Here is a 21456-nt window from a genome sequence, read left to right on the forward strand (position 1 = left end):
AAAGCAGCACAGCGCTGAGGGCAAAATCGCCTGGCAGAATGCCAGAATTTAACCGGCATTCCGGGCAGGCCTTTCTAAAAAGAGTGTTTTCACACAGCCTGTGTCCTCAGCCAGCCGCCGTCGAAGCCCATGATCATCGATCAAGAAACAGCCTGCTAAACGGAAATGAGTTTTGCGAACCGCTATAATACCCAAGGCAAACCACCACCCCCCTATTTTTTGCATTCGATGCTTCGAGAGCTGTCATTCAACAACCATCAACACCTGATCGAGCAGTTTCGCCGTGACGCTTACAAAGGCACCCTGATCCGGGTCCTGGATGATTTTGACCCGCGGGCCCATCACTTTGCCCTGTGCGACAAGCACGATCAAATTCTGGCATTGGCCCGAATTCTCCGCAGCGATGAAGTCCAGCCTTTCGAACTTTTTCTTGAGTCCAAGGCGCAGGGGCTGAAGCTTCCCACCCAGGGCCTCGGTTTGGAATCCTCCCGAGTCTGTGCCAAAGACGGCAGCGCCGGCATCTATCTCCTCCGGCTCTGTCTGGGCGTCAGTGAAATCGCCCAGCGTTGGAGGGCCGACTACCTCATCGCCAAGACGGAAACGCATCTGCTGCCCATTTACCGCCAGTTCGGTTTCACCGTTTTCGCCCCACCGTTCATCAGTGACTTTTTCGGGGACAACCGCACCGTGCATCCCATCGTGTACCGCTGGAGGCACAAGCAGCCCAGGGTGGAGAAAGACGAAGTGCTGGTCTATTGAGCCGGAGCGGGTTCAACAACCAGCTCACCGCTTCTCCCACAGCAGCGCCAGAAACAACGGGAACTCTTTCCGCGCCCGGTTCTCAGCTTTAGCCCTCGGGCCGGGCTGGCTTTCTTTGTGCGAGTACCATTCTTCGATGCCTGCAAGCCGCAAGCCCGCGCCGAAGCCGGTGCCGGTGAGGGTTTGCAGGCTGCGGTGGAAGGAGGTGGTGGTCTCGCTGTCGGGCCTCCCGGGGTGCAGGCATGTGAGGCTGGTGTGAAAAGTTGACCAGTTGCGCTGCAACTGGTGCGCAGCCCGGACAGCTTCATTCTGCGGATGCCTTGATCTTGGCAAGGGAAAGCAGGACCACGGATCGCACGGATTTTCACGGATGACGGAGGATGAAGCATTGAATGGATCCGTGCTGCTCGTGAAATCCATGGTTTGATGATTCATGGTTGGCGGGCTTGATGCGCCAGCATGATGCTGAATTCATAAGAGTCGTTATCGCGGTTTTCGTGACGTTACGCGAGGCGTGTCGCAGACGCTGGGGGGTTATGGAAGTCATCGCGGCGGCCCAACGCATCCAAGCTCGCGCGTTTTTTTCACGCCCTGTTTTCAGCAGCTTAAACGCCTCCAAGCTGACACATTTTAATTACATCTTATAAGCTTTAAGATTAACATAAAACATATTTCATCTATTTAATTTTTGACATTTTACAAATATGTTTAGTACTAATAATTAAGTGGCTAGATTTTATCACCCTAGCACTTATTCTTCTATCATGAACAACTACATACCTTGCTCAATTAAAACTCTGCCCGAAGAGCTCAGAGAAGCAGCGGCTGCAACGGCTGTTGCAATCAATCCAACCAACGCACCGGCCGTACACATGCTCAAGGCATTAGCACCGGATGTTGTCATCCCGCCGGCACATCTCGCTGTTCTGACTTCAAAATATTGGGGGGCTGGCGGCGTTCAGCTGACGGTTGGCTTTCTTGACAATCCAGCGGCGGATCTCAGAGCGCGCATCATTTCACACATGAACGCGTGGAACGCCACCTCCAACGTGACGTTCGTTGAGTCTGCGGTTAACCCCCAGGTGCGAATCAGCCGGGCCAACAGCGGCTATTGGTCCTACCTGGGAACAGACATTGGCCACATAGCCGCAGGCCAGCCCACCATGAATCTACAGGGATTCACCATGAACACTCCCGATTCTGAATTTCATCGGGTCGTTCGCCATGAGACGGGTCACACGCTCGGATTTCCGCATGAACACATGCGCTCCGAAATTGTGAACCGGATCGACAGAGAAAAGGCCATTGCTTATTTCATGGCGACCCAGGGCTGGACACGTGAGCAGGTCATTGCGCAGGTGCTCACGCCGCTCGACAATTCTGCGCTGATGGCGACAGCGCACGCAGACATCAATTCCATCATGTGCTACTGGCTGCCCGGATCGATCATGACTGACGGGGTTGCCGTGGACGGTGGTCTGGACATTGATGCGCAAGACGCGCAATTCGCCGCGTCTCTGTATCCCAAGCCTGCTATCCGGCTCAATCTGCTCGTTCACTTGCAAGACATCGGCGATGTGGTGGTGCATGAAAATCAGTTTGGCGGCACGCGTGGGCAATCCCGGCGTCTGGAAGGATTTCAGATTGATTTTGGCGCGGTCATTCCGGGCCTGGGCTGCCGCTACATGGCCCACCTCCAAGACATCGGGGATGTGCCCTGGGTTGATGCGGGTCACTTCATTGGAACGCGTGGGCAGTCGCGCAGGCTCGAGGGTTTCGCGATTGAACTGACGGGTCCGGCTGCGGCCAATTTCAATGTCTTCTACATGGCGCATTTGCAGGACATCGGGGATACCGGCTTGTATTCCAACGGGCAATTCTGCGGAACGCGCGGGCAGTCCCGAAGAGTCGAAGGCATGCTCGTTCGCATTGAGTACAAATGATGCGTTGTTGAGACTCGCCGGATCGAGTGACGCCGCCGAGCTTGTGCCAGCGGCGTTGCTTTTGGTCAACCGGACCCGACGTGGCTTCATTCCGCGCTCTTCGTGGCGCGGCTCTGTTGCAGGGAAGCCCTGAGGAGGCAGAAATGCCGCTGATACTAGCGCTTCTCCCACAGCAGCGCTAGAAACAACGGAAACTCCTTCCGCGCCCGGTTCTCCGCTTTAGCCCTCGGGCCGGGCTGGCTCTCTTTGTGCGAATACCATTCTTCGATGCCTGCAAGCCGCAAGCCCGCGCCGAAGCCGGTGCCGGTGAGGGTTTGCAGGCTGCGATGGAAGGAGGTGGTGGTCTCGCTGTCGGGCCTGCCGGGGTGCATGATGATGGGGATGCTCAGGGTGCTGCTGTAGGCATCGATGCGGCGGTATTGGATCTTGGTGGCTTCATCATTGCCCCAGCTCGTCTGGCGCGGGATGCGGAAGGCGGGATGATTGACAACCCAGAGCATGCGACCGCCGGGCTTGAGGACTTTCGCGGCGGCGGCGCTGACGACATCGAGGTGCTCCATGTTTTGCACGCAGAGGATGGCGGAGGCGGCATCGAACTCGCCGAGATCTTCAATCTGCGCGGCATCGCGGGCGAGATAACGCACCGGCGGCTTCACGGGGTAAGTGCGTGCTTTTTGGATCAGCGTAGGGGCGGCATCCACACCGGTCACCTGGCAGCCCGCCTGCGCGAGCGCGCGTGAAAACACCCCCTGACCGCAGCCGAGATCGAGCACGCGCTCGCCGCGTTTGGGTGCCAGCAGATTGAGCGCCCCGGGAATGACGACGGCCTGGTAGAGTTCGGAGCCGCGCTCGCCGATGATGCCGTCGTACCAGTCGGCGGATTTTTCCCAGGAGGTGCCGTGTGTGTGGCCGCCCTGAGCACGGTTGAGTTTGCGCTGGGCGCGATTGCCGAACTCACGTTTGACGGGTTCACGGTTGCCCTGCGGACGATTGCCGTATTCGCGGCGGCCTTGCTCACTGCTGCTCTGCGGACGACTGCCTTGCTCGCGTTGGCCAGGCTGGCGCTCCCCCTGTTCGCGACTGCCCGGCTCACGAGGCGGTGAGGGACGAGGACGGAAGGGGCGGCGGGGCGGTTGCGGCATGCGGCATGATGTCGCGATAGGCGTGGATTGCCAGCGGCTCTGCACAATGTCCTTACTTTTATCTTCCCACAATCAGGGTGATATGCCAGCCTCACGCCCTTCCTCCCATGTCCGCCTCCCCTTCCCGTGCCGTGCCCGGTCTCATCCTCGCGGCACTGAGCCTGTTGAGCGCCTTCCTGCTGTTTCAGGTGCAGCCGATCATCAGCAAATTCATCCTGCCATGGTTCGGCGGCAGTCCGGGAGTGTGGACCACCTGCATGCTGTTTTTCCAGGTGGTGCTGTTCGCCGGATATGCCTATGCGCACACGCTGACGCTGCTGCCACGGCGCTGGCAGGGCATCGTGCATGGCCTGCTGCTCGGCATGGCGATCGCCATGCTGCCCATCGCTCCGAATGAGATGTGGAAGCCCACGGGCACCGAAGATCCGGCGCTGCGCATTTTGCTGCTGCTTTTTGTCAGCGTGGGGCTGCCCTACTTTGTGCTCTCCAGCACGAGTCCGCTGGTGCAGGTGTGGTTTACCCGCACCACGAATGGGGCCAGCCCGTGGCGGCTGTATGCGCTTTCCAACATCGGCTCGCTCGCGGCCCTGCTGAGCTACCCTTTGTTTTTCGAAGTCCACTGGGATGTGCTGGAGCAGACCACGCTGTGGGCAGTGGGCTTCGGCGCCTTTGTGGTGCTGTCCCTGGCAGGCATCTGGCTGGACCGCAATCACGCCATCGAGGCAGAGGCCAGGCCCGATGTGGTGATCGACACCGCCGCCGACCATCCCGGCTGGCTGAAAAGAATCCAGTGGGTGCTGCTGCCCGCGCTGGCCAGCTGCGTGCTGCTTTCCGCAACGAATCACGTCTGCCAGGACGTGGCGGTGATCCCCTTCCTGTGGGTCGTGCCTCTAAGCCTCTACCTTCTCACCTTCATCATCTGCTTTGAGCATGAGCGCTGGTATGCGCGCATCTGTGCGCTGTGGGCGCTGCTGGCGCTGCCCGTCCTGTTTCTCACCTGCACGGAAAAGCTCCTGCAAGGCCAGTCATACTGGATCAATTTCGAACTGTGGATGCACAACCATGTGGAGCCAATCCTGAACCAGCTGACCAAACGGAAGTTTCACCTGAGCAACATCGACCTCACGCCGAATTTCATCTGGGAGCTGGGCTGGTCCTTCAGCGCCATGTTCATCGCCTGCATGCTCTGCCATGGCGAACTCACACGGCTGAAACCCGCCCCGCGTCGGCTCACGGAGTTTTATCTCCTCATGTCCTTCGGCGGTGCACTGGGTGGATTGTTCGTCAGCCTGGGTGCTCCGCATCTGTTCACCTCCTTTGCTGAGTGGCCGATCAGCCTCATCGTGGTGGCTGCGCTGGCGTGCTATATTTTGCTGCGCTCGGTGCTGCGGGTCAAACATGTGTGGGAATGGCTGCTGGCCCTGGTCATCACGGCCGTGACCTGCTGGATTGGCTGGGAGCTCCATCAAAGAGGCATCCTGACCCTTGAGAAGTTGCGGGAACTGATGAAGCAAAAAGACATGCCACCGGCTGCGGCGATCTACGGCGCCCTGGGCACCATCGGCCTCTGCCTGGGGGGGCTCATTTTCCGACTGACCCGGCGTGGGCGCATGCGGCCCGGCTTGGTTTCCGTCACCCTGCTGGGCATGTATTTTACCATGATCCTGCTTTTGATGTCCGACCTCGGCTTCAAGCATGACGACAAGGTGGAACGTGTGCGCAATTTCTACGGCATGCTCTCCGTCTCGGAGGATGATTACCAAAGCGGCGGCGAGACCTTGAAATACCGCCAGCTCACTAACGGGGGCATCATCCACGGCATGCAAAACCTCGATGCGTCGATCCGTGAAGAGCCCACGTCCTACTACGGCCATCACACGGGCATCGGCAAGGCGCTCGACAGCCTCAAAGACCGCCCGGACGCGCGTGTCGGCGTCGTGGGCATGGGTGCGGGCACCGTGGCCTGCTACGCGAAAAGCGGCCAGACCTTCCGCTTCTATGACATCAATCCCGACGTGGTGCGCATCGCGGACAAATGGTTCCTCTACCTCGCAGATGCCCGAAAGCGCGGAGCCAAGGTGGAGATTGTCGTTGCCGATGCACGTCTGGCGCTTGATCGTGAAAAATCACAGCAGTTTGATGTGCTGCTGCTGGACGCCTTCAGCGGGGACTCCGTGCCGGTGCACCTGCTGACTCAGGAAGCCTTTGCCATCTATGACCGCCACATGAAGCCGGACGGCATCATCGCCGTGCACATCACCAACAGTTATCTCGTGCTGGCGCCGGTGATTGAAAAGATCGCCGCGGCGGCCGGCTTCAAAACCGTCCGCATCGCCACGGAGGCTGATGGCGACCATGACTCGACCGACTACATCCTCGTGACCCGCAACGAGGCCTTCCTCAAGGCCACGCCAGCGGAACTGCTGGGAAATGAGACTGAACTGAAGCACGACGTCCGGCTCTGGACCGACCGGTATCACAATCTGCTGAAAATTTTGGACATCCCGCAGAACACGAAGGAATAGGGTTTCTGGACCAAGAGTGAATTTGCGAACGCCCGCGAACGCGCCAAACTTAGGCGATTCGCCATGCCCTCACTCGATCCAGTCCCCACGCCGCAGCAGCTTTTCCGCTGGTTCGACAGCGGCCAAATCACGCGGGAGGAATTCCGCACCGCCATGGCGGTGCACACCGGGGAGATCATTCAGGAGATGGAGCAGGCGCATGCCAACCCGCTCGTGGCCAAGTTCAATGAACTCATGAACCGCCGGGAGGCCTGGAAGTGGTCTCGCAAACATGGTGAGATGGTGATGCGTGAGATCCTCTGCGCCCTGATGGATGAGGAGCGTTTCTCACCGGCACGCTGGCTGTGGAACGCGGCGCACCCGCACATTCCCCTGCACTGCTTCTTTCGCACGCGCGGCACCCCCGTGCTGCGCTTTCTCGAAATGTCCGTGCATCCGCAGTACGTCACCGTCCTCATTGAGCACGGCGGCAGTGAAACCCTGACTCCCACCCAGGAGCGCTTTCACCTGCGCCGCACCCGCCAGCAAAGCCTTCAGGTCGAACGCCGCGAACTCCTTTAGCCCCTTCGACATTCGTTTTTCCAAATGCCCCCTCCTCAGAAAAAATCACTCGGACTCCTCGGTCTGACGATCTTCACCCTGGTCTCCCTTTTCCTGGGCGCTTATTACCGCTTCCCCACCCTTGGCGAACGCCCCATGCACACGGACGAGGCCATCCTCGCGATGAAGTCCGCCGAATTTCAGGCCACCGGGCATTTCCAATACGACCCGAAAGACTTCCACGGCCCGGGGCTGCACGACATCACCCGCATCTGGTCCAAACTGGCCGGCTGGGGCGACTCCTCCACCTGGACCGAAGCCCAGCTGCGCACCGTGCCCGTGGTATGCGGGCTGCTGCTCCTGCTGACCACGCTGCTGCTGCGCAATGCACTCGGCCGGCTTGCCACGGGGTTCGCGATGCTGCTCATCGCCATCTCGCCGATGGAGGTCTATTACTCACGCTACTTCATCATGGAGGTGCCGCTGGTGCTGTTCATCACTCTCAGCATCGCTGCGCTGTGGCACTACTCTCAGGGGGGCGGGCGCTGGTGGCTGGTGCTGGCAGGCTTCGCCCTCGGCATGCAGCACGCCACCAAGGAGACCTTCGCCATCAATGTCGTCGCAGGCCTCGTCGGATTGGCCGTCACCAAAATGATGGTCGGCGACTTCGCCCCCCGGCCCAGCGGCTATGACAGCGGTGCTGGCAAACGCCGTGCGGCCTCCCCCTGGCTGTGGGTCATCATCGCCGCCATCGTGACCAGCATCACGATCTACTCCGGCGGCTTCAAAGACTGGCAGGCCGTGAAGGACAGCGCCCTGACCTACCTGAACTACTTTGAGCGCGCCGGTGGCAGCGGCCATGAGAAGCCCTGGCACTACTACCTCACGCTCATCTTCTGGCGCAAAGACGGCCTCGTGTGGAGCGAGGCCATGATCGGCGGCCTGGGCATCATCGGCATGCTGCATGCGTTTCTGGGAAACCACACGAAGCAGCCCGCGCGGCAGGCCTTTCTCGTCTTTCTCTCCGTTTACACCCTGGTCCTTTTCTCCATCTATTCCTTCCTCGCTTATAAGACTCCGTGGTCCATCCTCAGCGCCCAGCATGCGCTGACGCTGCTGGCCGGAGTGGGTGCCGCCGCCATTTCCAGCGCGCTCACCGGCAGCATCTCGCGAATCGTTTTCAGGGTCGCCTTCGCCCTCGGCATGTACCATCTGCTCTCGCAGACCAACCACGCCATTCACCTCTACGCCGCCGATTCGCGCAATCCCTACGTTTACTCGCACACCTCCACCAATCTCCTGCGGCTGCTGCCCCAGGTTCGGGAGCTGCAGAAGACCGCGCCGGATGATGCCTTCAATGTGCTCGTCATCAATCGCGACGCGGGCTGGCCGCTGCCCTGGTATTGGCGCGACATTAGAAGCGTTCATTACACCAACACCATCCCTGAAACCATCGACGCACGGATCATCATCGCAGAACCCGAGATGAAGGCCGCGCTGGAAGCGAAGTTTGCCGGCAAAACCTACACCAAGCCGGATCTCTTCGGCCTTCGCCCCGGTGTGATGCTGAACCTTTGGATTGAACAATCCCTCTGGGACCGGCACAGCCTGCGCAAGCAGCAGGAGGCCGCCAAACCGTGAGCACACCCGCCCCGCAGCACCATCGCTTCACCTGCAATGCGATGGCCACCACCTTCGACGTCATCATCAATCATGAGGATGCCGATGAAACCTACGCCGCCCAGGCCTCACAGGCGGTGTTTCAAGAAATCGCCCGGCTCGAAGACGAGCTGAGCCGCTTCCGCGCCACCAGCGACATCTACCGTCTCGGGCAGCTCAAAGCAGGCGAGAGCATCCGCGTGGGCATGGCGGCGTGGGATTGCCTCTCGCTGGCCAAGGCCATGCATCAGGAGACCGCCGGAGCCTTCGACATCACCATCGGTCCGCTCATGAATCTCTTCATCACGTCCGAAGGCGAGCCACGCCAGGTGAACAAAGACGTGCTGGAGCAGGCGCGCCAGATTATCGGCAGCCACCGCTTCGACCTTGATGAAGAAACCATGAGCGCCACCGTGCATGCCTCCGGCATGATCTTTGACCTCGGTGCCATGGGCAAAGGCTACGCGCTCGATCAAGCCGCCGACGTGCTGCAGGACTGGAAGATCAGCAACTTCGTCCTCAATGCCGGAGACAGCACCATCCTTGCCATCGGTGCACCGAGCGGCAAAGAAGCGTGGGCGATCACCCTCGGAGGCGGTGAAAAACGAACCGCTCTTCTCAATCGCGCGGTGAGCGGCTCCGGCTTTGCCGTCAAAGGCGCGCACATCATGAACCCGCGCCTTTTTGCACCCGTCCCCCTCAGGAACCGCCGCACCTACGCCCTCGCCCCCACCGCTGCATTGTCAGACGCTCTCTCGACCGCCTTCATGGTGATGGAGAAAGAGGAGATCGATGCGCTGTGCACCCGCTATGAGGGTGTGGAGGCGCTGGAGTTGGAAATGCAATAGCCCCCAAAAGCCGAGCCCCATTCAATTCGACATCTTCACAACCATGCACCGAATCGCTTTCATTTTCCTCCTCACCGCCATTCTCGCCTCGTGCTCCAGCAAACAAGCACCCGAGCTGTCCAAAGAAGAAAAGGCCCATCTGCTCGGCCCAAACTCCAGTGTCTCCATGCGCTGGCACAAGGTGCCGGGACCGGACTTCAGGGTTTATCATGGCATCCCCAAATCGCCCGCAGAGGGTGAAATCGGTTTTTACATCGGCGGGCATCCATCGTTTGCACCACTCGCCGGCAGCACGCGGCATGCTGGTAAAATCGGCACTCACAAAGTCACGTGGCATCGCAAGACCAAGTCCGATGGCTCCATCTATCAGACGACCCTTTTTGCCTTGGACGAGGACTACAAGATCCATGCCTGGGTCCTTGGAAAAGACCCGTCCGAGTTGGAGGCACTGACACTGGAACTTGGCACCCTGCGCCTGTTCTCACAGACCAGGTAGAAGCCACTCACTCCAAGATCACTTCCACGCTGCCAAGAGAGCGAGCCCTTCGCGATTCCTTGGAGCCAGCGCCAGTGAATCCAGCAGATGGCGCTTCGCCTTCGTGGCATCGGATGCACGGAGCAGTTCAGCCAGCTTGAAATGCGTCTGTGCACCGCTGCTGGGATCGAGCACCAACACGCGTTCATAAGCCGCAATCGCCTCCGGCGTGTCGTTCAGCGCCGCATAGGCATCTGCCAGCGCTCTTTGCGGTGTCACAAGAAAGGGATTCAAGGCCATCGAACGCAGGGCATTGGCTTTCACTTCCGGCCAGCGCTTGGCGGGCACATCGAGTTCGATCAGGCGCAGGAAGGAGCTTTGAGCGCTGGATGATTTCGCCGCGATCTGCCGCAGCACGGCGGCTTCTTCATCCGTACGCTTGAGCTGACGCAACGCCTGCACCTTCAGCGCGTAGCCGCTGTCGGCATCGTAGCTCTCCGGCAGCAGTTCGATAATCTTGTCAGCCAGCGGCAGCACCTCGGCCCATTTCTTGGCCTCCATCATTGCCCCGGCCTCCTTGTGCAGAGCCCAGAGATTGGTGGGGTGCTTTTTGAGAAACTCGGTGAATGAGCCGGGCTCAAAGGGATTCAGCTCTTCGGGCTTGGGCTCATTCCATTCAGCCTTGGCACCATAACTTTGGGCCTTGGCGGTGATGAACTGGGCAAACTGCTTCTCGACTTCTTCAATGTCACCCACGTTCGCGGCGATCGCATCGTTGATTCGCTTGCCAGCGGCGAGTTCCTGCAGAATGCCCTGGAACTTGTCCTTGCCGAATTTCTCCAGCAGAAACTCCACGGCCTGGCTCGACTCATAGTAGGCGAACATCAGATGATCCTGGGTCTTTGGCGCCATGAAAGCACCGCTGAGACGCGTCAGGGGCGTCAGTGTTTCCTCATCGAGCACCATCTCGCGAAACTTGTCATTCATCCACATGCCCCAGGCGGGGTCACGCTGCCGCTCTTCGTGAACGCTGATGCCTTCGCTCAGCCAGCGCGGCATGCGGTTCTTCGTCACGGTGAGCGTGATCACATGGCAGAACTCATGCCACAGCGTGCTCTCCCAGTTGTTGCGGCCATGGGCCAGACTGCCGGGGCTGTTCATCGTCACCACAGTGCCGAAGCACACGCCCAGCATCCCCTGCCCGCCCAGTGCGCCGAAGGTGCGAATGGCAAAATCCTGCTGCGCACCGAAAAACTCCACCAGCACCGGCCGCTTCAAATCCATGCCGTATTTCGCGCCCAGCACCGACTTCGCATCGCGCAGCAGCGCCAGTGCGCGCGCGCCATAAATGGGCCAGTCGCGTTTCGGCATTTTCAAGATGAAGTCCTCGAAGGTCTGCGTGGTGTAGCCATTCATCTCCTTCTCCAGCAGCGCCAGATTGTGCGCCTGGATGTTGTAGCCGTCCTCCTTGCGGATCAGCTCCGCGAGCTTCCATGCCTCCGCTTCTTCACCGAGGCGGAGCAGATCATGGCAGAGCTGCATCTTGGCCGGCAGATACTTCGGATCAAACTCCAGTGCCTGACGCTGGCGGGCCGAGCTCTCGGCAAAACGATAGGCCCGCGACAAGCAACGCCCGATGGTGTGATCCACCTCGGGATTCTTACCCCACCGTTCCAAAGCATGCGCTCGTGCCTCCTCCATCTTGCCGGCATCGGCCATGAACAGGTAGGCCACGACCGCACGCAGCGACCATGCCACAGGGTTGTACTCATCTTGATCCAGCACCTGCTGAATGGCAGCCTCGGCCTCGATGAACTTTTCCCCGCCGATGAGCTGTTCCGCCCGCAGCAGATGAGCGGCCGCAAGATGAGGATTCAATTCCAGCGCCTTTTTCAAGCTCTCCGTCGCCTTCTCGCGATCACCCGATTGAAACGCTCTGGCAAGCCCCAGCCGCAGATCGGCCGTCTCACCATGCGCCTTGAGTCCGGCACGAAAAACATCCGCCGCGCGCTGCGCATCATCCTTTTCGAGCGCGAGATTTCCTTCGGCCAGATACGCCGCTTCCAGCTTGGCATCCTTGCCCTGCGCCAGTTTGAAGTATTGTGCGATCACCTTCTGCGCATCGGCCCCGAGCATCACAGCCGCCCGGCCAAGCACCACCGATTCCATCGCCGTGCGATCCTTCGCAGCCTTCGATTTCGCCGCTTCATTGATCCCCTTCAGAGCCTCCGCCATCACATCCGCCCGGCCCAGCATGTGCGCCAGATCATGACGCAGCAGCAGGATTTCGAAATGTCCCGGAAACAGCACCAGCGCCCTGCCGGTTTCCTCCAGAGCCTGCTCGATGTGCCCCATTTCCCGCAACGCCTTGAACCGCAAAATCCGCCAGTCCGGAGCCTTCAGCCCCTTCTCCGCCGCCGCTTCGCCGATGCGCGCCACGAGTTCGTAATCCCCACGTGCCAGCAGCTCCCCCACCGGCCCCAGATTGCGTTCCTCAAAGATTTTTTCGAGATCGATCTGCTGAGCATTCGAGATCGAGATGCCCAGAAGGAGCAGAAGGCAGGAAAGCAGGCGCATGGATTCAAATCGTGTCCGAACACCCGATTCTCGCATGAGTTGTGCCTGCGTGGAAAGGAAAGATGCAGGACACACGCGTGAACGGAGGATGGCCTGCCGGCATTGGTTGCCGCCCTTTCCCCGCATTGCTTTCGTGCACGAGTCAGTCTATTTTGCCGCCATGAGCAGCATCACCCTGAACTTCGAAAAGGAGATTGAAGCCCTTGAACCGGAAGACGCGCAGAGCATTCAGCGTGCGCTGCTGGAGATGCTGAAGCTGGCGCGCAAAAAAGCGGACAGATCAGTCATGCCAAAAGGTGCCCCCTACACACTGCCTAGTTGGAACCTGGGGGTGCGTTCAGGCTTGGATCTGACCAAGCTGGCCCATGCAGATGAAGACGACCTGCCCAAGTAACCGGCCATGATCTTCATTGACGCCAATCTCCTCATTTACGCTGTCAACGCCGACGCTCCGCTGCACCTCCATGCGAAAACATGGGTTCAAGAAACTTTAAACGGCCACCGAGGCCCTGTGGCGCTGAGCTGGTTCTCCTTGGTCGCTTTTGTCCGCATCATCACGAATTCCCGAATCATTATCGCACCGCGTTCGCTGGACGAGGCTCTGCAGTTGGTGAATGCGTGGCTGACCCTGCCCGCTGTCCGGCTCATTGAACCGGGCCCCGGTCATGCGCATCATTTTGAAGCGATCTGCCGCGCCACCAAAGCACATGGCAACCTCGTTACCGATGCCCACCTCGCCGCACTTGCCATCGAGCACGATCTCGAACTCGCCTCCTGCGACACTGACTTTGCCAGATTCCCCGGTCTCCGCTGGATCAACCCGCTGCAGAACTTGGAGTGATACCGTGCTCAAATGAAAACAGGTCTGTTTCTCGCTGACAGGGCGTGCGGGCTTTCTGAAGCGTAGGTCGGCCGTGTTTGGCGGGCCGAGCTTCCGCGGCTCCAGCGCCCCCTTCGCCAAACCGCCCGACTGCGAGGGGGCTCGCAAGGCTCCAGCGCTTGCCGTGTGTTCATGGCTGCCAGAACGCCCGCGGCCTCAAGATGCCTGCCTCACGCTCATGGACGGACGGGCTGTCGCCACATCCATCCCACGTCCCCGCATGGAGCGCCTGCCCGATGCTCTGCTTGAAATACCGGCCCGTTCATTCAGGCTCGTTTTCAACTGTTCGTGGTATGAGTCCTGAATATCGGTGCGCAGGATGAGTGCCGTTTCTTTGTAGACGCCCTGTGAGGAAAGGCCTGAGCCAGTTGCGGCGCAACGGGTCAACTTTAGCCAAACAAGCTCGTGATCGGCTGGCCCTTGTCGGTCACGGTGAAAGGACGCTTGGTACTGGAATACAGCACGAGATCGAGCGGCAGGCCGAGGGCGTAGGCGATGGTTGCGTTGAAGTCGGGGACGCCGACTTTGTTCTCGGTGACTTCGATGCCTTTGTCCGTCTTGCCATAGACCTGACCACCGGCGATGCCACCGCCCCAGAGGACGGAGCTGAAGGCTTTCGGGTAGTGGTCGCGGCCTTCGTTCTGATTGATCTTCGGCGTGCGGCCGAATTCGGAGGTGAGGACGACGAGGGTGTCATCCAGCAGGCCACGACGCTCGAGATCGGTGAGCAGCGTGCCCAGCGCCTGATCGAGATCGCCACAGCGTTCGGGCAGACGGGCACCGATGTCCTGATGCATGTCCCAGCCGCCGAGGTTCACCTCGACAAAACGCACACCGTGCTCAATGAGGCGGCGGGCGAGAAGGCAGCCCTGCGCAAAGTTTCCATCACCGTACTCCGCGAGGGTTTCAGCGGATTCCTTGCTGAGGTCGAAGGCGTCGAGGTCTTCGCTCTTCATGACCTTGATGGCGTCTTTGTAGACGTCGGCATAGGCCTTCACGTTTTTGTAGTTGTAGGCCTGCTGGAAGCCTTGATCGAGCCTGGCGGACAAACCGAGGCGGTAATCGAAGTCGCCCTCGCTGAGCGCACCGGGACGATGGCTGTTTTGCAGACCTTTGGCAGGATCGTTGAGAATGAGCGGCTGGTACGCGGCCTCGAAGAAACCGCCGCCGGGATGCTTGCTGTCTCCAGTGATGATGACGGAGCCGGGCAGGTCGGCATTGCCCTTGCCCTGAAATTTCTGCATCCAGGCTCCCAGCGTGGGATGCCGCGTGGCACCGCGCATGGTGTAGCTGGTGTGCTGGAAGTAATTGCCCTGCGCATGCGCGCCCTGAGTCGAGGTGAGCGAATTGATGATGGCTCCGCGATGCATCATCTTCGCGGTGTGCGGCAGCAGTTCGCCGATCTGCACGCCATCCGCGCTGGTGGGGATGGTCTTGGTGCCGCCCATGGTGTCAGCCCCCGGAACGCAGCCGAAGGTGTCGAGGTGCGTCATGCCGCCGGACATGTAGAGATAGATGACGCGCTTGGCTGTGGCCGCCTGCTTCGCCTTGCTGGAGCCTTCAAAGGCCGCATAGCCACGTGGCGCCAGGGCGCTCATCATGGAAACGCCGAGACAGGTCTTGGCGATGTTTTTGGCAAAGTCACGGCGGGTGACATCGTCACAGGAATGGAGGAGGGATTTCATGAGGATGATGCGTGAGAGGATTACTGGACGAAGAGGAACTGCGAGCCGGTGATGAGGGCGTGGGTAACATCCGCGACGGCCTTGTCGCCGCGCTCTTTGATGACGCTGTTCAAAATGGCCTGCTCCTGTGAGGTCGGAGCGCGGCTCAGCAGCGCATGATAAAGGGTGGCGATTTTATCCGAAGGCGAACCGGCCTTGGCGATGGCTTGATTCAATTTGGAAGCCGGGTTGTTGATCACATCCGCAGCGGGTCCATTGAGCAGCGTGAGGGCCTGCGGCACGGAGGCATCGTCGCTGGCGTTCTGGATGAGCTCGCGATCGCTCTGGCCAAAGGTGCGCAGGAAGGTGCCGGGGCGTGCGGGGCTGGGCTGCTCAGAGGCACGGGAGGTGAGGCCCATGGCATCCTTGCCGCTGCTGTTGCGCTGGTAGGCTTTCAGGAACTCTTTGCGCTGTTCCTTGGTCATGGACGCGAGAGTTTTGGGATCAATCTGGGGGCGCTTTTCCTTGTCGGGTTTCTCGGGGCGATAGCCCTGGCGCAGATCATCCGCACGTTCCTTGCCCAGCAGGGCCACGAGGATGTCCTTCTCAGAGGCTTTGCGCAGGGTGGCGGCCTGCTTGGCGAGTGCTTTGGCCTCGGCCGTGACATCGATTCCCTTCGCCTTGTCAGCTTCGATCTTGGCTTTCATGGCGTCGATCTGCTTCTGATTGGCATCCAGCTTGGCCCGGCCTTCCTTGGCGATCTGCACGAGGCCTTCGGGGCCCTTGGATTTGACCGTCCCCAGGAAGGTGGAGAGATCGTCGAGGTATTGGTGCAGGCGGGCATTTTCGTCATCGACGGTGTCGTCCACGTTGCCCTTCGAGAGCGTGACGAAGGAGTCCCAGATCTGCTCGGCGCTCATGCGGCGGAGGATGGGGCCGGTGAAGTGGTAGGTCTCCCCCAGCGGCACCTCGTTCGCCGTGGCGGCACGCTGGTAGGTGTCGGTATTGTAGAGCACCCGCAGGAAGGATTTGAGCGAGTATTGTTTCTCGATCATGAGCTGGCCGAGGTAGTCCATCAGCGCCGGATTGCTGGCCACGGTGCTGTCGGTCATTTCATCCACGGGCTCGATCAAGCCGACGCCGAAGGCTTTCTTCCACATGCGGTTGGCGATCACGGTGGTGAAGCGCGGATTCTCCGGGCTGGTCATCCAGTCGGCGAAAGCTTGCAACTGCGTCTGGCCGGGCTTGAGCACGGCGTCCTGGCCAAACATCGTCTTGGGCTCCACCTTCTGGCCGGGCTTGGCATCGGGGTACTTGTAGTCGGCGGGCAGGCTGGGGAGCCTGCCCTCCTGCCACTCGGCGCTGGTGTAGCGCAGCGGCTTCATCACATCCTGCATGGCGCGTTTGACCTGCTGCATGTCCTCTCTGCTGATCTTGGATTCCTCGGCTTTTTTCTCCGCCTGCAGCTTGGCCCGGTAGGCTTTCTTCTCGGCGGCGCTCATGGCCTGCACGGCCTTTTTGTCCAGCTCCATGCTTTTGGCGGCGCTGCTCTTGAAATCCACGCCACGGCTCTTGGTATCCATGCCGTAGGTGAAGGCGGCCATGTGGTAGTAGTCCATCTGGGACCATTTGTCGAAGGGGTGGTTGTGACACTGCGCACAGACGATGCTGGTGCCCAGGAAGACCTGCACGGTGTAGGCCAGGTGATCGAGCTTGTTTTCATCCCGCTGCCAGAAGCCGATGCTGCCGCTGTCCCACACACCGCCATCGGTGGTGAGGAGGTTTTTCACGAACTTGTCATACGGCACGTTGGTTTTGACCTGCTGCTTCAGCCATTCCTCATAAGCCTCGGCGGTGATGCGGCCCTTCACGTTGTCCGTCAGGCGCAGCACATCGGCCCAGTAGTTGAACATGTGGCTGGTGTAGCCGTCGGAGGCCAGCAGGGTGTCGATGAGCTTGGCGCGCTTCTGCGGGTCTTTGGAACTGGTGTAGGCCTGCGCCTCCTCCAGCGTGGGGATGCGCCCGGCGATGTCGAGGTAGAGCCTGCGCACCAGCACCTCGTCAGTGGCGGGCGGGTTGGGCTTCAGTCCGGCCTTTTCCCAGTCCTGGCTGAGAAGCTGGTCGATCTTCTGGCTTTCCGGCAGAGGGGCCGCTTGCAGCGAAGCGGAAGTCAGCAGGCATGCGAGGAGGAGGCGGAGGGCTTTCATGAAGGGGCGGAGGGGTTCCAGCCGCGAAAACGCAGGCCCTGCACTCATCTTACCAATAAATGTGCACAAAGAGGGAATGAGTGCCTAGATGTCCTGCCGACCACCCCGTCGGCCTGCGTGCCACAATTTTATACAATGATCTGGCCGCTGGCACGTTGTGTCAGGTATTGTCGCATTTCCGCCCCCACCACCACCCTGCTTTCGCCATGTCACGCCGCCTTCTGATCGCATGCTCTGTCCTCGTTCTGCCTCTGTCCAGCCTGCCTGCGGCTCCTGAGGGCAAGCCGGAGCCCAAGCCTGCTCCAGCGAAACCCGCTCCAGCCAAACCGGAACCCGCCAAACCTGAGCCCAAACCTGAGCCGCAGCGCGATCCCAAGCCGGAACCCAAACCCGAGCCCGCGAAGCCCGAACCTGCCAAACCCGCCCCCGCGCCGACTCCCCCAGCCCAGAATCCCCTGGACTTTGAGCACGGCAGCCCGTGGCTGTATGTGACCAAGAGCCAGCTCGGCCCGGAGTTCATCTACTTCAATCACAGCGTGGACGGCCCCGTGGCCTCCGGCCACAACCGCGGCCGCTACGGCGACTCGCTGGTCTTCACGCTGCGCAAGATCTTTGACCGCATCGAGCTCATCGAGCAGAACACCAAACTCTATTTCGATCCGCAAAACGCGCTGGCCAAAGCAGACAAGGCCAACACCAGCAGCGCCATCCTCAACACTGAAACCATCGTGGCGGAGGACGAGGAAGGCTACCTCATCCCCTGCACCAATCTGTTTCTGCGCGAAAGCCTCGCGCAGGTCAAGTTCAGCCACAGCGGCGGAGACAAGGCGGTGCTGGGCAGGCTCTCCGAGACCAAGTCCAAGATTCTGCGCATCAACGGCTACCCCAAAAACACGGCCGTGACCAGCGAGTACGTGTTTGAAAACCCCACCCCCACCTGGGAAACCGCAGCCGATGTGGCCAATCCGCGCTACATCACCGTCAAGGTTCAGCACACGCTCATCGCCATGCCGGAGAGCGACTACAAGCCCCGCCTTGATGACCCGCGCCTCGGCTACTTCACCCATCAGATCACCGACATGACGAGCACGGACGTGGCTCCTTACCGCGATGTCATCCACCGCTGGCGCCTGGTGAAGCAGAAGCCCGGCACCGCCCTGAGCGAGCCCGTGGAGCCGATCGTGTTCTGGATCGAAAACACCACGCCCGTCGAATTTCGCGACACCATCCGCACCGCCGTGCTGAAGTGGAACGAGGCCTTTGAAACCGCCGGGTTCAAAGACGCCGTCGTCGTCAAACAGCAACCCGATGATGCGAAGTGGAATGCGGATGACATCGAGCACAACGTGCTGCGCTGGACCAGCAGTGTGGCTCCGCCCTTCGGTGGCTACGGTCCCAGCTTTGCCAATCCACGCACCGGCGAGATCCTCGGCGCGGACATCATGCTGGAGTACAGCTTCATCACCAAGCGCCTGCTCAGCAAGAGGCTCTTTGCCGATCTGGGCACCGAGGCCGAAGCAGCAGGTGAGACGAAGGCTTTCAACCCGCACGCCTGCGAGGCCTGCGGCTCCGCGCGCAACGGCCTCCTGTTTGGCCAGACCATGCTGCGCCTGCAAAAGAGCGACCGCGTGGAGATGGACCGGCTCATCAAAGAATCCCTCTACTACCTCTGCCTGCACGAAGTCGGGCACACGCTCGGCCTGAACCACAATTTCCGTGGCAGCCAGCTCCACAGCCTCAAGGACATCCACAACGCCGAGCTCACGGAAAAGACCGGCCTCACCGGCTCCGTCATGGACTACCCGCCCATCAACATCGCCCCCAAAGGCGTGAAGCAGGGCCAGTACTTCACCACCAAGCCCGGTCCCTATGACCACTGGGTGATCAATTTCGGCTACAGCGAATCCTTGGAGGACCCCGTCGAAGAAGCGAAGCGCCTCGAAGCCATCGCCTCTCTCTCGCACCAGCCGGAGCTGGCCTTCGCCAACGACGCCGACGACATGCGCTATCCCGGCAAGGCCATCGACCCACGCGCCATGCTCTTTGACATGAGCAGCGATGCCATCAGCTACGGCGAGCAGCGCTGTGAAATCGTGCGTGGAGAGATCGCCAACATCCTCAAAGATGTCTCGGATCCCGGCAAGAGCTGGCAGGAAGTCTCGCAGGCTTTTGCCTCTCTGACGAAAGAGGCCAGCGGCTCGCTCAACGCCGTTTCACGCTACGTGGGAGGCGTCTATGTGGAGCGCGCCGTGCAAGGCCAGGCTCCCGGAGCCGTGCCGTTCAAACCCGTGGAAGCTGACAAGCAGCGCCAAGCCCTCGCCGTGCTGGCGAAGTACGCCTTTGCACCGGATGCGCTCGCCGCGCCGCCCGAACTCTACGCCCACCTCCAGCTGCAGCGTCGTGGCTTTGACCATCGTGACGAAGGTGAGGACCCCAAGCTCCATGAGCGCGTCTTCCAGATCCAGCGCAGCTTGCTCGATCATCTCCTGCACTCCCACACGCTGGAGCGCATCGAAGACTCCGCACTCTACGGCAACCAGCTCAGCCTGGAAGAAGTCATGAACACCCTCACCACCACCATCTGCACCGGTGATGATCCCGCCAAACCGGTGAGCACCATGCGCCAGAACCTGCAGCTCGACTACCTCACCCGCCTGCTCAGCATCGCCCACAGCGGCAGTCATTACCCAGCCGTGCAGAGCGTGGCCCTGCTGCAGCTCGAACGCATCAAAGGTCTCACCTTCGCCAATTCCCCGGCGCATCAGCTTGCGGTCAAGTACCGCATTCGTCGTGGGCTGGATGAGAAATGAGCGTCCTGCCATTTCCAAATCAGTCCCCATCTGACGGGTGAGATGCACTTGATTGCGCCGCATAGACTGTAGTATCATCCACAGTACACTCTGCATGAAATCCATCACCGCCCTTCTCTGCCTCCTCGTCACCACTTCCCATGCGGCGTTTTCAGACGGCTGGGTGCTGTGGTCTCCGCGTGATGAGGCGAAGCCCGAGGCGGTTGTCAGCAAGACCGGCGGCCATGAGGGCAAAGGGGCTCTCATTTTAGAAACCGGCGCGGGTGAGCAATGGATCGGCTGCTGGACAAATACGCTGCCTGTCGAGGGCGGGAAGCACTACCAGTTTAGCGCGTGGGAAAAGGCCAGCGCCATGCCCACAGCGCGCCGCAGCGTGTATGCGCGCATTTTGTGGCAGGATGAAAACGGCAAGCCTGTGAGCTGGGAGGAGCCTGCGAAGCAAGGCTACGCGAAGGGCAGCATCCCACGCGCCGAGCCTGAGTATCCGCATGTGCCTGAGGGTGAAGCGAACCAGTGGATTCATTGCGAAAGCACCCTGCGCGCACCGGTGAAGGCGAAGCAGGCGAAGATCGAGCTCTATCTCCAGTGGGCGGCGAATGCACGTGTGGAGTGGAGCGACGTTTCACTCGCCGCCGTGCCCGCCCCTGCCCCGCGCAAGGCACGCCTCGCCACGATCCACCTTCAGCCGAAGGACGGCAAAAACCCTGCTGACAAGCCGCCGCAGTATGCCCCGCTCATTGCTGAAGCTGCCAAGCAGAAGGCGGACCTCGTGGTTCTCGGCGAAACGCTCACTTACTACGGCACCGGCAAGACGATGGCTGATTGCGCCGAGACGGTGCCCGGCCCCAGCACCGAGTATTTCGGCAGGCTGGCGAAGGAGCACAATCTCTACATCGTCGCCGGCCTCGTGGAGCGTGAGGGCAAGACGCTGTACAATACTTCGGCGCTCCTGGGCCCGGATGGAACGCTGGTGGGCAAATACCGCAAAGTGACCCTGCCGCGTGGCGAGATCGAGTCCGGCATCACCCCCGGTCATGACTACCCGGTCTTCGACACCCGTTTTGGCAAAGTGGGCATGATGGTCTGCTACGACGGCTTCTTTCCAGAAGTCGCCCGCGCGCTCACGATCAAGGGGGCTGAAGTCATCGCCTGGCCGGTCTGGGGCTGCAATCCCATGCTGGCCGCCGCACGCGCCTGCGAAAACCATGTCTACATCGTCAGCAGCACTTACACGGACGCCACCAAGAACCAGTGGATGATCTCAGGCATCTTTGATCACTATGGTGAGGTGCTGGCAAAGGCGGATGTGTTTGGCACGCTGGCCATCGCGGAAGTCGATCTCAATGCGCCCACACATTGGAACAGTCTCGGGGACTTCAAAGCGCAGATCCAGAGCCACAGGCCGCCTGCGCTGAAGGAGTGAGCGG

At 60.4% G+C, this 21456-nt stretch carries 16 protein-coding genes; 11 read left to right on the forward strand and 5 right to left on the reverse strand.

The window, feature by feature from the left end; all coding sequences use genetic code 11:
* The first annotated feature begins 228 nt into the window (after positions 1-228).
* Positions 229-759, forward strand: a complete 531-nt coding sequence (locus ACILSL_RS20090; RefSeq protein WP_395733847.1) for a hypothetical protein — start codon at positions 229-231, stop codon at positions 757-759.
* 24 nt (positions 760-783) lie between these two features.
* On the opposite strand, the gene ACILSL_RS20095 is transcribed toward ACILSL_RS20090, so the two are convergent.
* On the reverse strand, positions 784-1194 hold the full coding sequence (locus ACILSL_RS20095) for a hypothetical protein (protein ID WP_395733848.1): 411 nt from the start codon (positions 1192-1194) through the stop codon (positions 784-786).
* Positions 1195-1523: 329 nt separating this feature from the next.
* Between ACILSL_RS20095 and ACILSL_RS20100 the strand changes: the two genes are divergently transcribed.
* Positions 1524-2702 carry a M12 family metallopeptidase gene (locus tag ACILSL_RS20100; protein ID WP_395733849.1) on the forward strand — a complete coding sequence of 393 codons (1179 nt, stop codon included), beginning with the start codon at positions 1524-1526 and terminating at the stop codon, positions 2700-2702.
* 155 nt (positions 2703-2857) lie between these two features.
* Here ACILSL_RS20100 and ACILSL_RS20105 read toward each other — a convergent pair whose 3' ends face one another.
* The gene (locus ACILSL_RS20105) at positions 2858-3844 is read right to left on the reverse strand and encodes a class I SAM-dependent methyltransferase (protein WP_395733850.1); all 987 of its coding nucleotides are present in this window, start codon (positions 3842-3844) and stop codon (positions 2858-2860) included.
* Positions 3845-3951: 107 nt separating this feature from the next.
* Here ACILSL_RS20105 and ACILSL_RS20110 point away from each other — a divergent pair, with 107 nt between their 5' ends.
* The 5 genes from ACILSL_RS20110 to ACILSL_RS20130 all read left to right on the forward strand — a co-directional run bounded on the left by ACILSL_RS20110 (position 3952) and on the right by ACILSL_RS20130 (position 9912).
* Complete coding sequence (locus ACILSL_RS20110; protein ID WP_395733851.1) at positions 3952-6369, forward strand: spermidine synthase; 2418 nt, start codon at positions 3952-3954, stop codon at positions 6367-6369.
* Positions 6370-6432: 63 nt separating this feature from the next.
* Positions 6433-6930 (forward strand): hypothetical protein, encoded by a 498-nt coding sequence (locus ACILSL_RS20115; RefSeq protein WP_395733852.1) that lies wholly within the window; start codon positions 6433-6435, stop codon positions 6928-6930.
* A gap of 24 nt (positions 6931-6954) precedes the next feature.
* Positions 6955-8550 (forward strand): flippase activity-associated protein Agl23, encoded by a 1596-nt coding sequence (locus ACILSL_RS20120; RefSeq protein ID WP_395733853.1) that lies wholly within the window; start codon positions 6955-6957, stop codon positions 8548-8550.
* The gene (locus ACILSL_RS20125; RefSeq protein ID WP_395733854.1) at positions 8547-9416 is read left to right on the forward strand and encodes an FAD:protein FMN transferase; all 870 of its coding nucleotides are present in this window, start codon (positions 8547-8549) and stop codon (positions 9414-9416) included. The genes ACILSL_RS20120 and ACILSL_RS20125 overlap by 4 nt, the downstream gene beginning before the upstream one ends.
* Before the next feature lie 43 nt (positions 9417-9459).
* Entirely contained in the window at positions 9460-9912 is a 453-nt protein-coding gene (locus ACILSL_RS20130) for a hypothetical protein (protein WP_395733855.1), read from the forward strand.
* Positions 9913-9930: 18 nt separating this feature from the next.
* Here ACILSL_RS20130 and ACILSL_RS20135 read toward each other — a convergent pair whose 3' ends face one another.
* On the reverse strand, positions 9931-12468 hold the full coding sequence (locus tag ACILSL_RS20135; RefSeq protein ID WP_395733856.1) for a peptidase MA family metallohydrolase: 2538 nt from the start codon (positions 12466-12468) through the stop codon (positions 9931-9933).
* Positions 12469-12628: 160 nt separating this feature from the next.
* Here ACILSL_RS20135 and ACILSL_RS20140 point away from each other — a divergent pair, with 160 nt between their 5' ends.
* Both ACILSL_RS20140 and ACILSL_RS20145 read left to right on the forward strand, forming a co-directional pair.
* Positions 12629-12862, forward strand: coding sequence for a hypothetical protein (locus tag ACILSL_RS20140; RefSeq protein WP_395733857.1), 234 nt, complete (start codon positions 12629-12631; stop codon positions 12860-12862).
* A 6-nt stretch (positions 12863-12868) separates the two neighbouring features.
* Positions 12869-13309: a TA system VapC family ribonuclease toxin gene (locus ACILSL_RS20145; protein WP_395733858.1), complete on the forward strand. Its 441-nt coding sequence runs from the start codon at positions 12869-12871 to the stop codon at positions 13307-13309.
* Positions 13310-13737: 428 nt separating this feature from the next.
* Here ACILSL_RS20145 and ACILSL_RS20150 read toward each other — a convergent pair whose 3' ends face one another.
* Together ACILSL_RS20150 and ACILSL_RS20155 are read right to left on the reverse strand one after the other, a co-directional pair.
* On the reverse strand, positions 13738-15033 hold the full coding sequence (locus ACILSL_RS20150; RefSeq protein ID WP_395733859.1) for a DUF1501 domain-containing protein: 1296 nt from the start codon (positions 15031-15033) through the stop codon (positions 13738-13740).
* 20 nt (positions 15034-15053) lie between these two features.
* On the reverse strand, positions 15054-17219 hold the full coding sequence (locus ACILSL_RS20155; RefSeq protein ID WP_395733860.1) for a DUF1549 domain-containing protein: 2166 nt from the start codon (positions 17217-17219) through the stop codon (positions 15054-15056).
* 206 nt (positions 17220-17425) lie between these two features.
* Between ACILSL_RS20155 and ACILSL_RS20160 the strand changes: the two genes are divergently transcribed.
* Together ACILSL_RS20160 and ACILSL_RS20165 are read left to right on the forward strand one after the other, a co-directional pair.
* The gene (locus tag ACILSL_RS20160) at positions 17426-20029 is read left to right on the forward strand and encodes a zinc-dependent metalloprotease (protein WP_395733861.1); all 2604 of its coding nucleotides are present in this window, start codon (positions 17426-17428) and stop codon (positions 20027-20029) included.
* A gap of 94 nt (positions 20030-20123) precedes the next feature.
* Positions 20124-21452, forward strand: coding sequence for a carbon-nitrogen hydrolase family protein (locus tag ACILSL_RS20165; RefSeq protein ID WP_395733862.1), 1329 nt, complete (start codon positions 20124-20126; stop codon positions 21450-21452).
* Positions 21453-21456 lie beyond the last annotated feature (4 nt).

Source organism: Prosthecobacter sp. (genome assembly GCF_044222345.1).
In the GTDB taxonomy this organism is placed as follows: Bacteria; Verrucomicrobiota; Verrucomicrobiia; order Verrucomicrobiales; family Verrucomicrobiaceae; genus Prosthecobacter.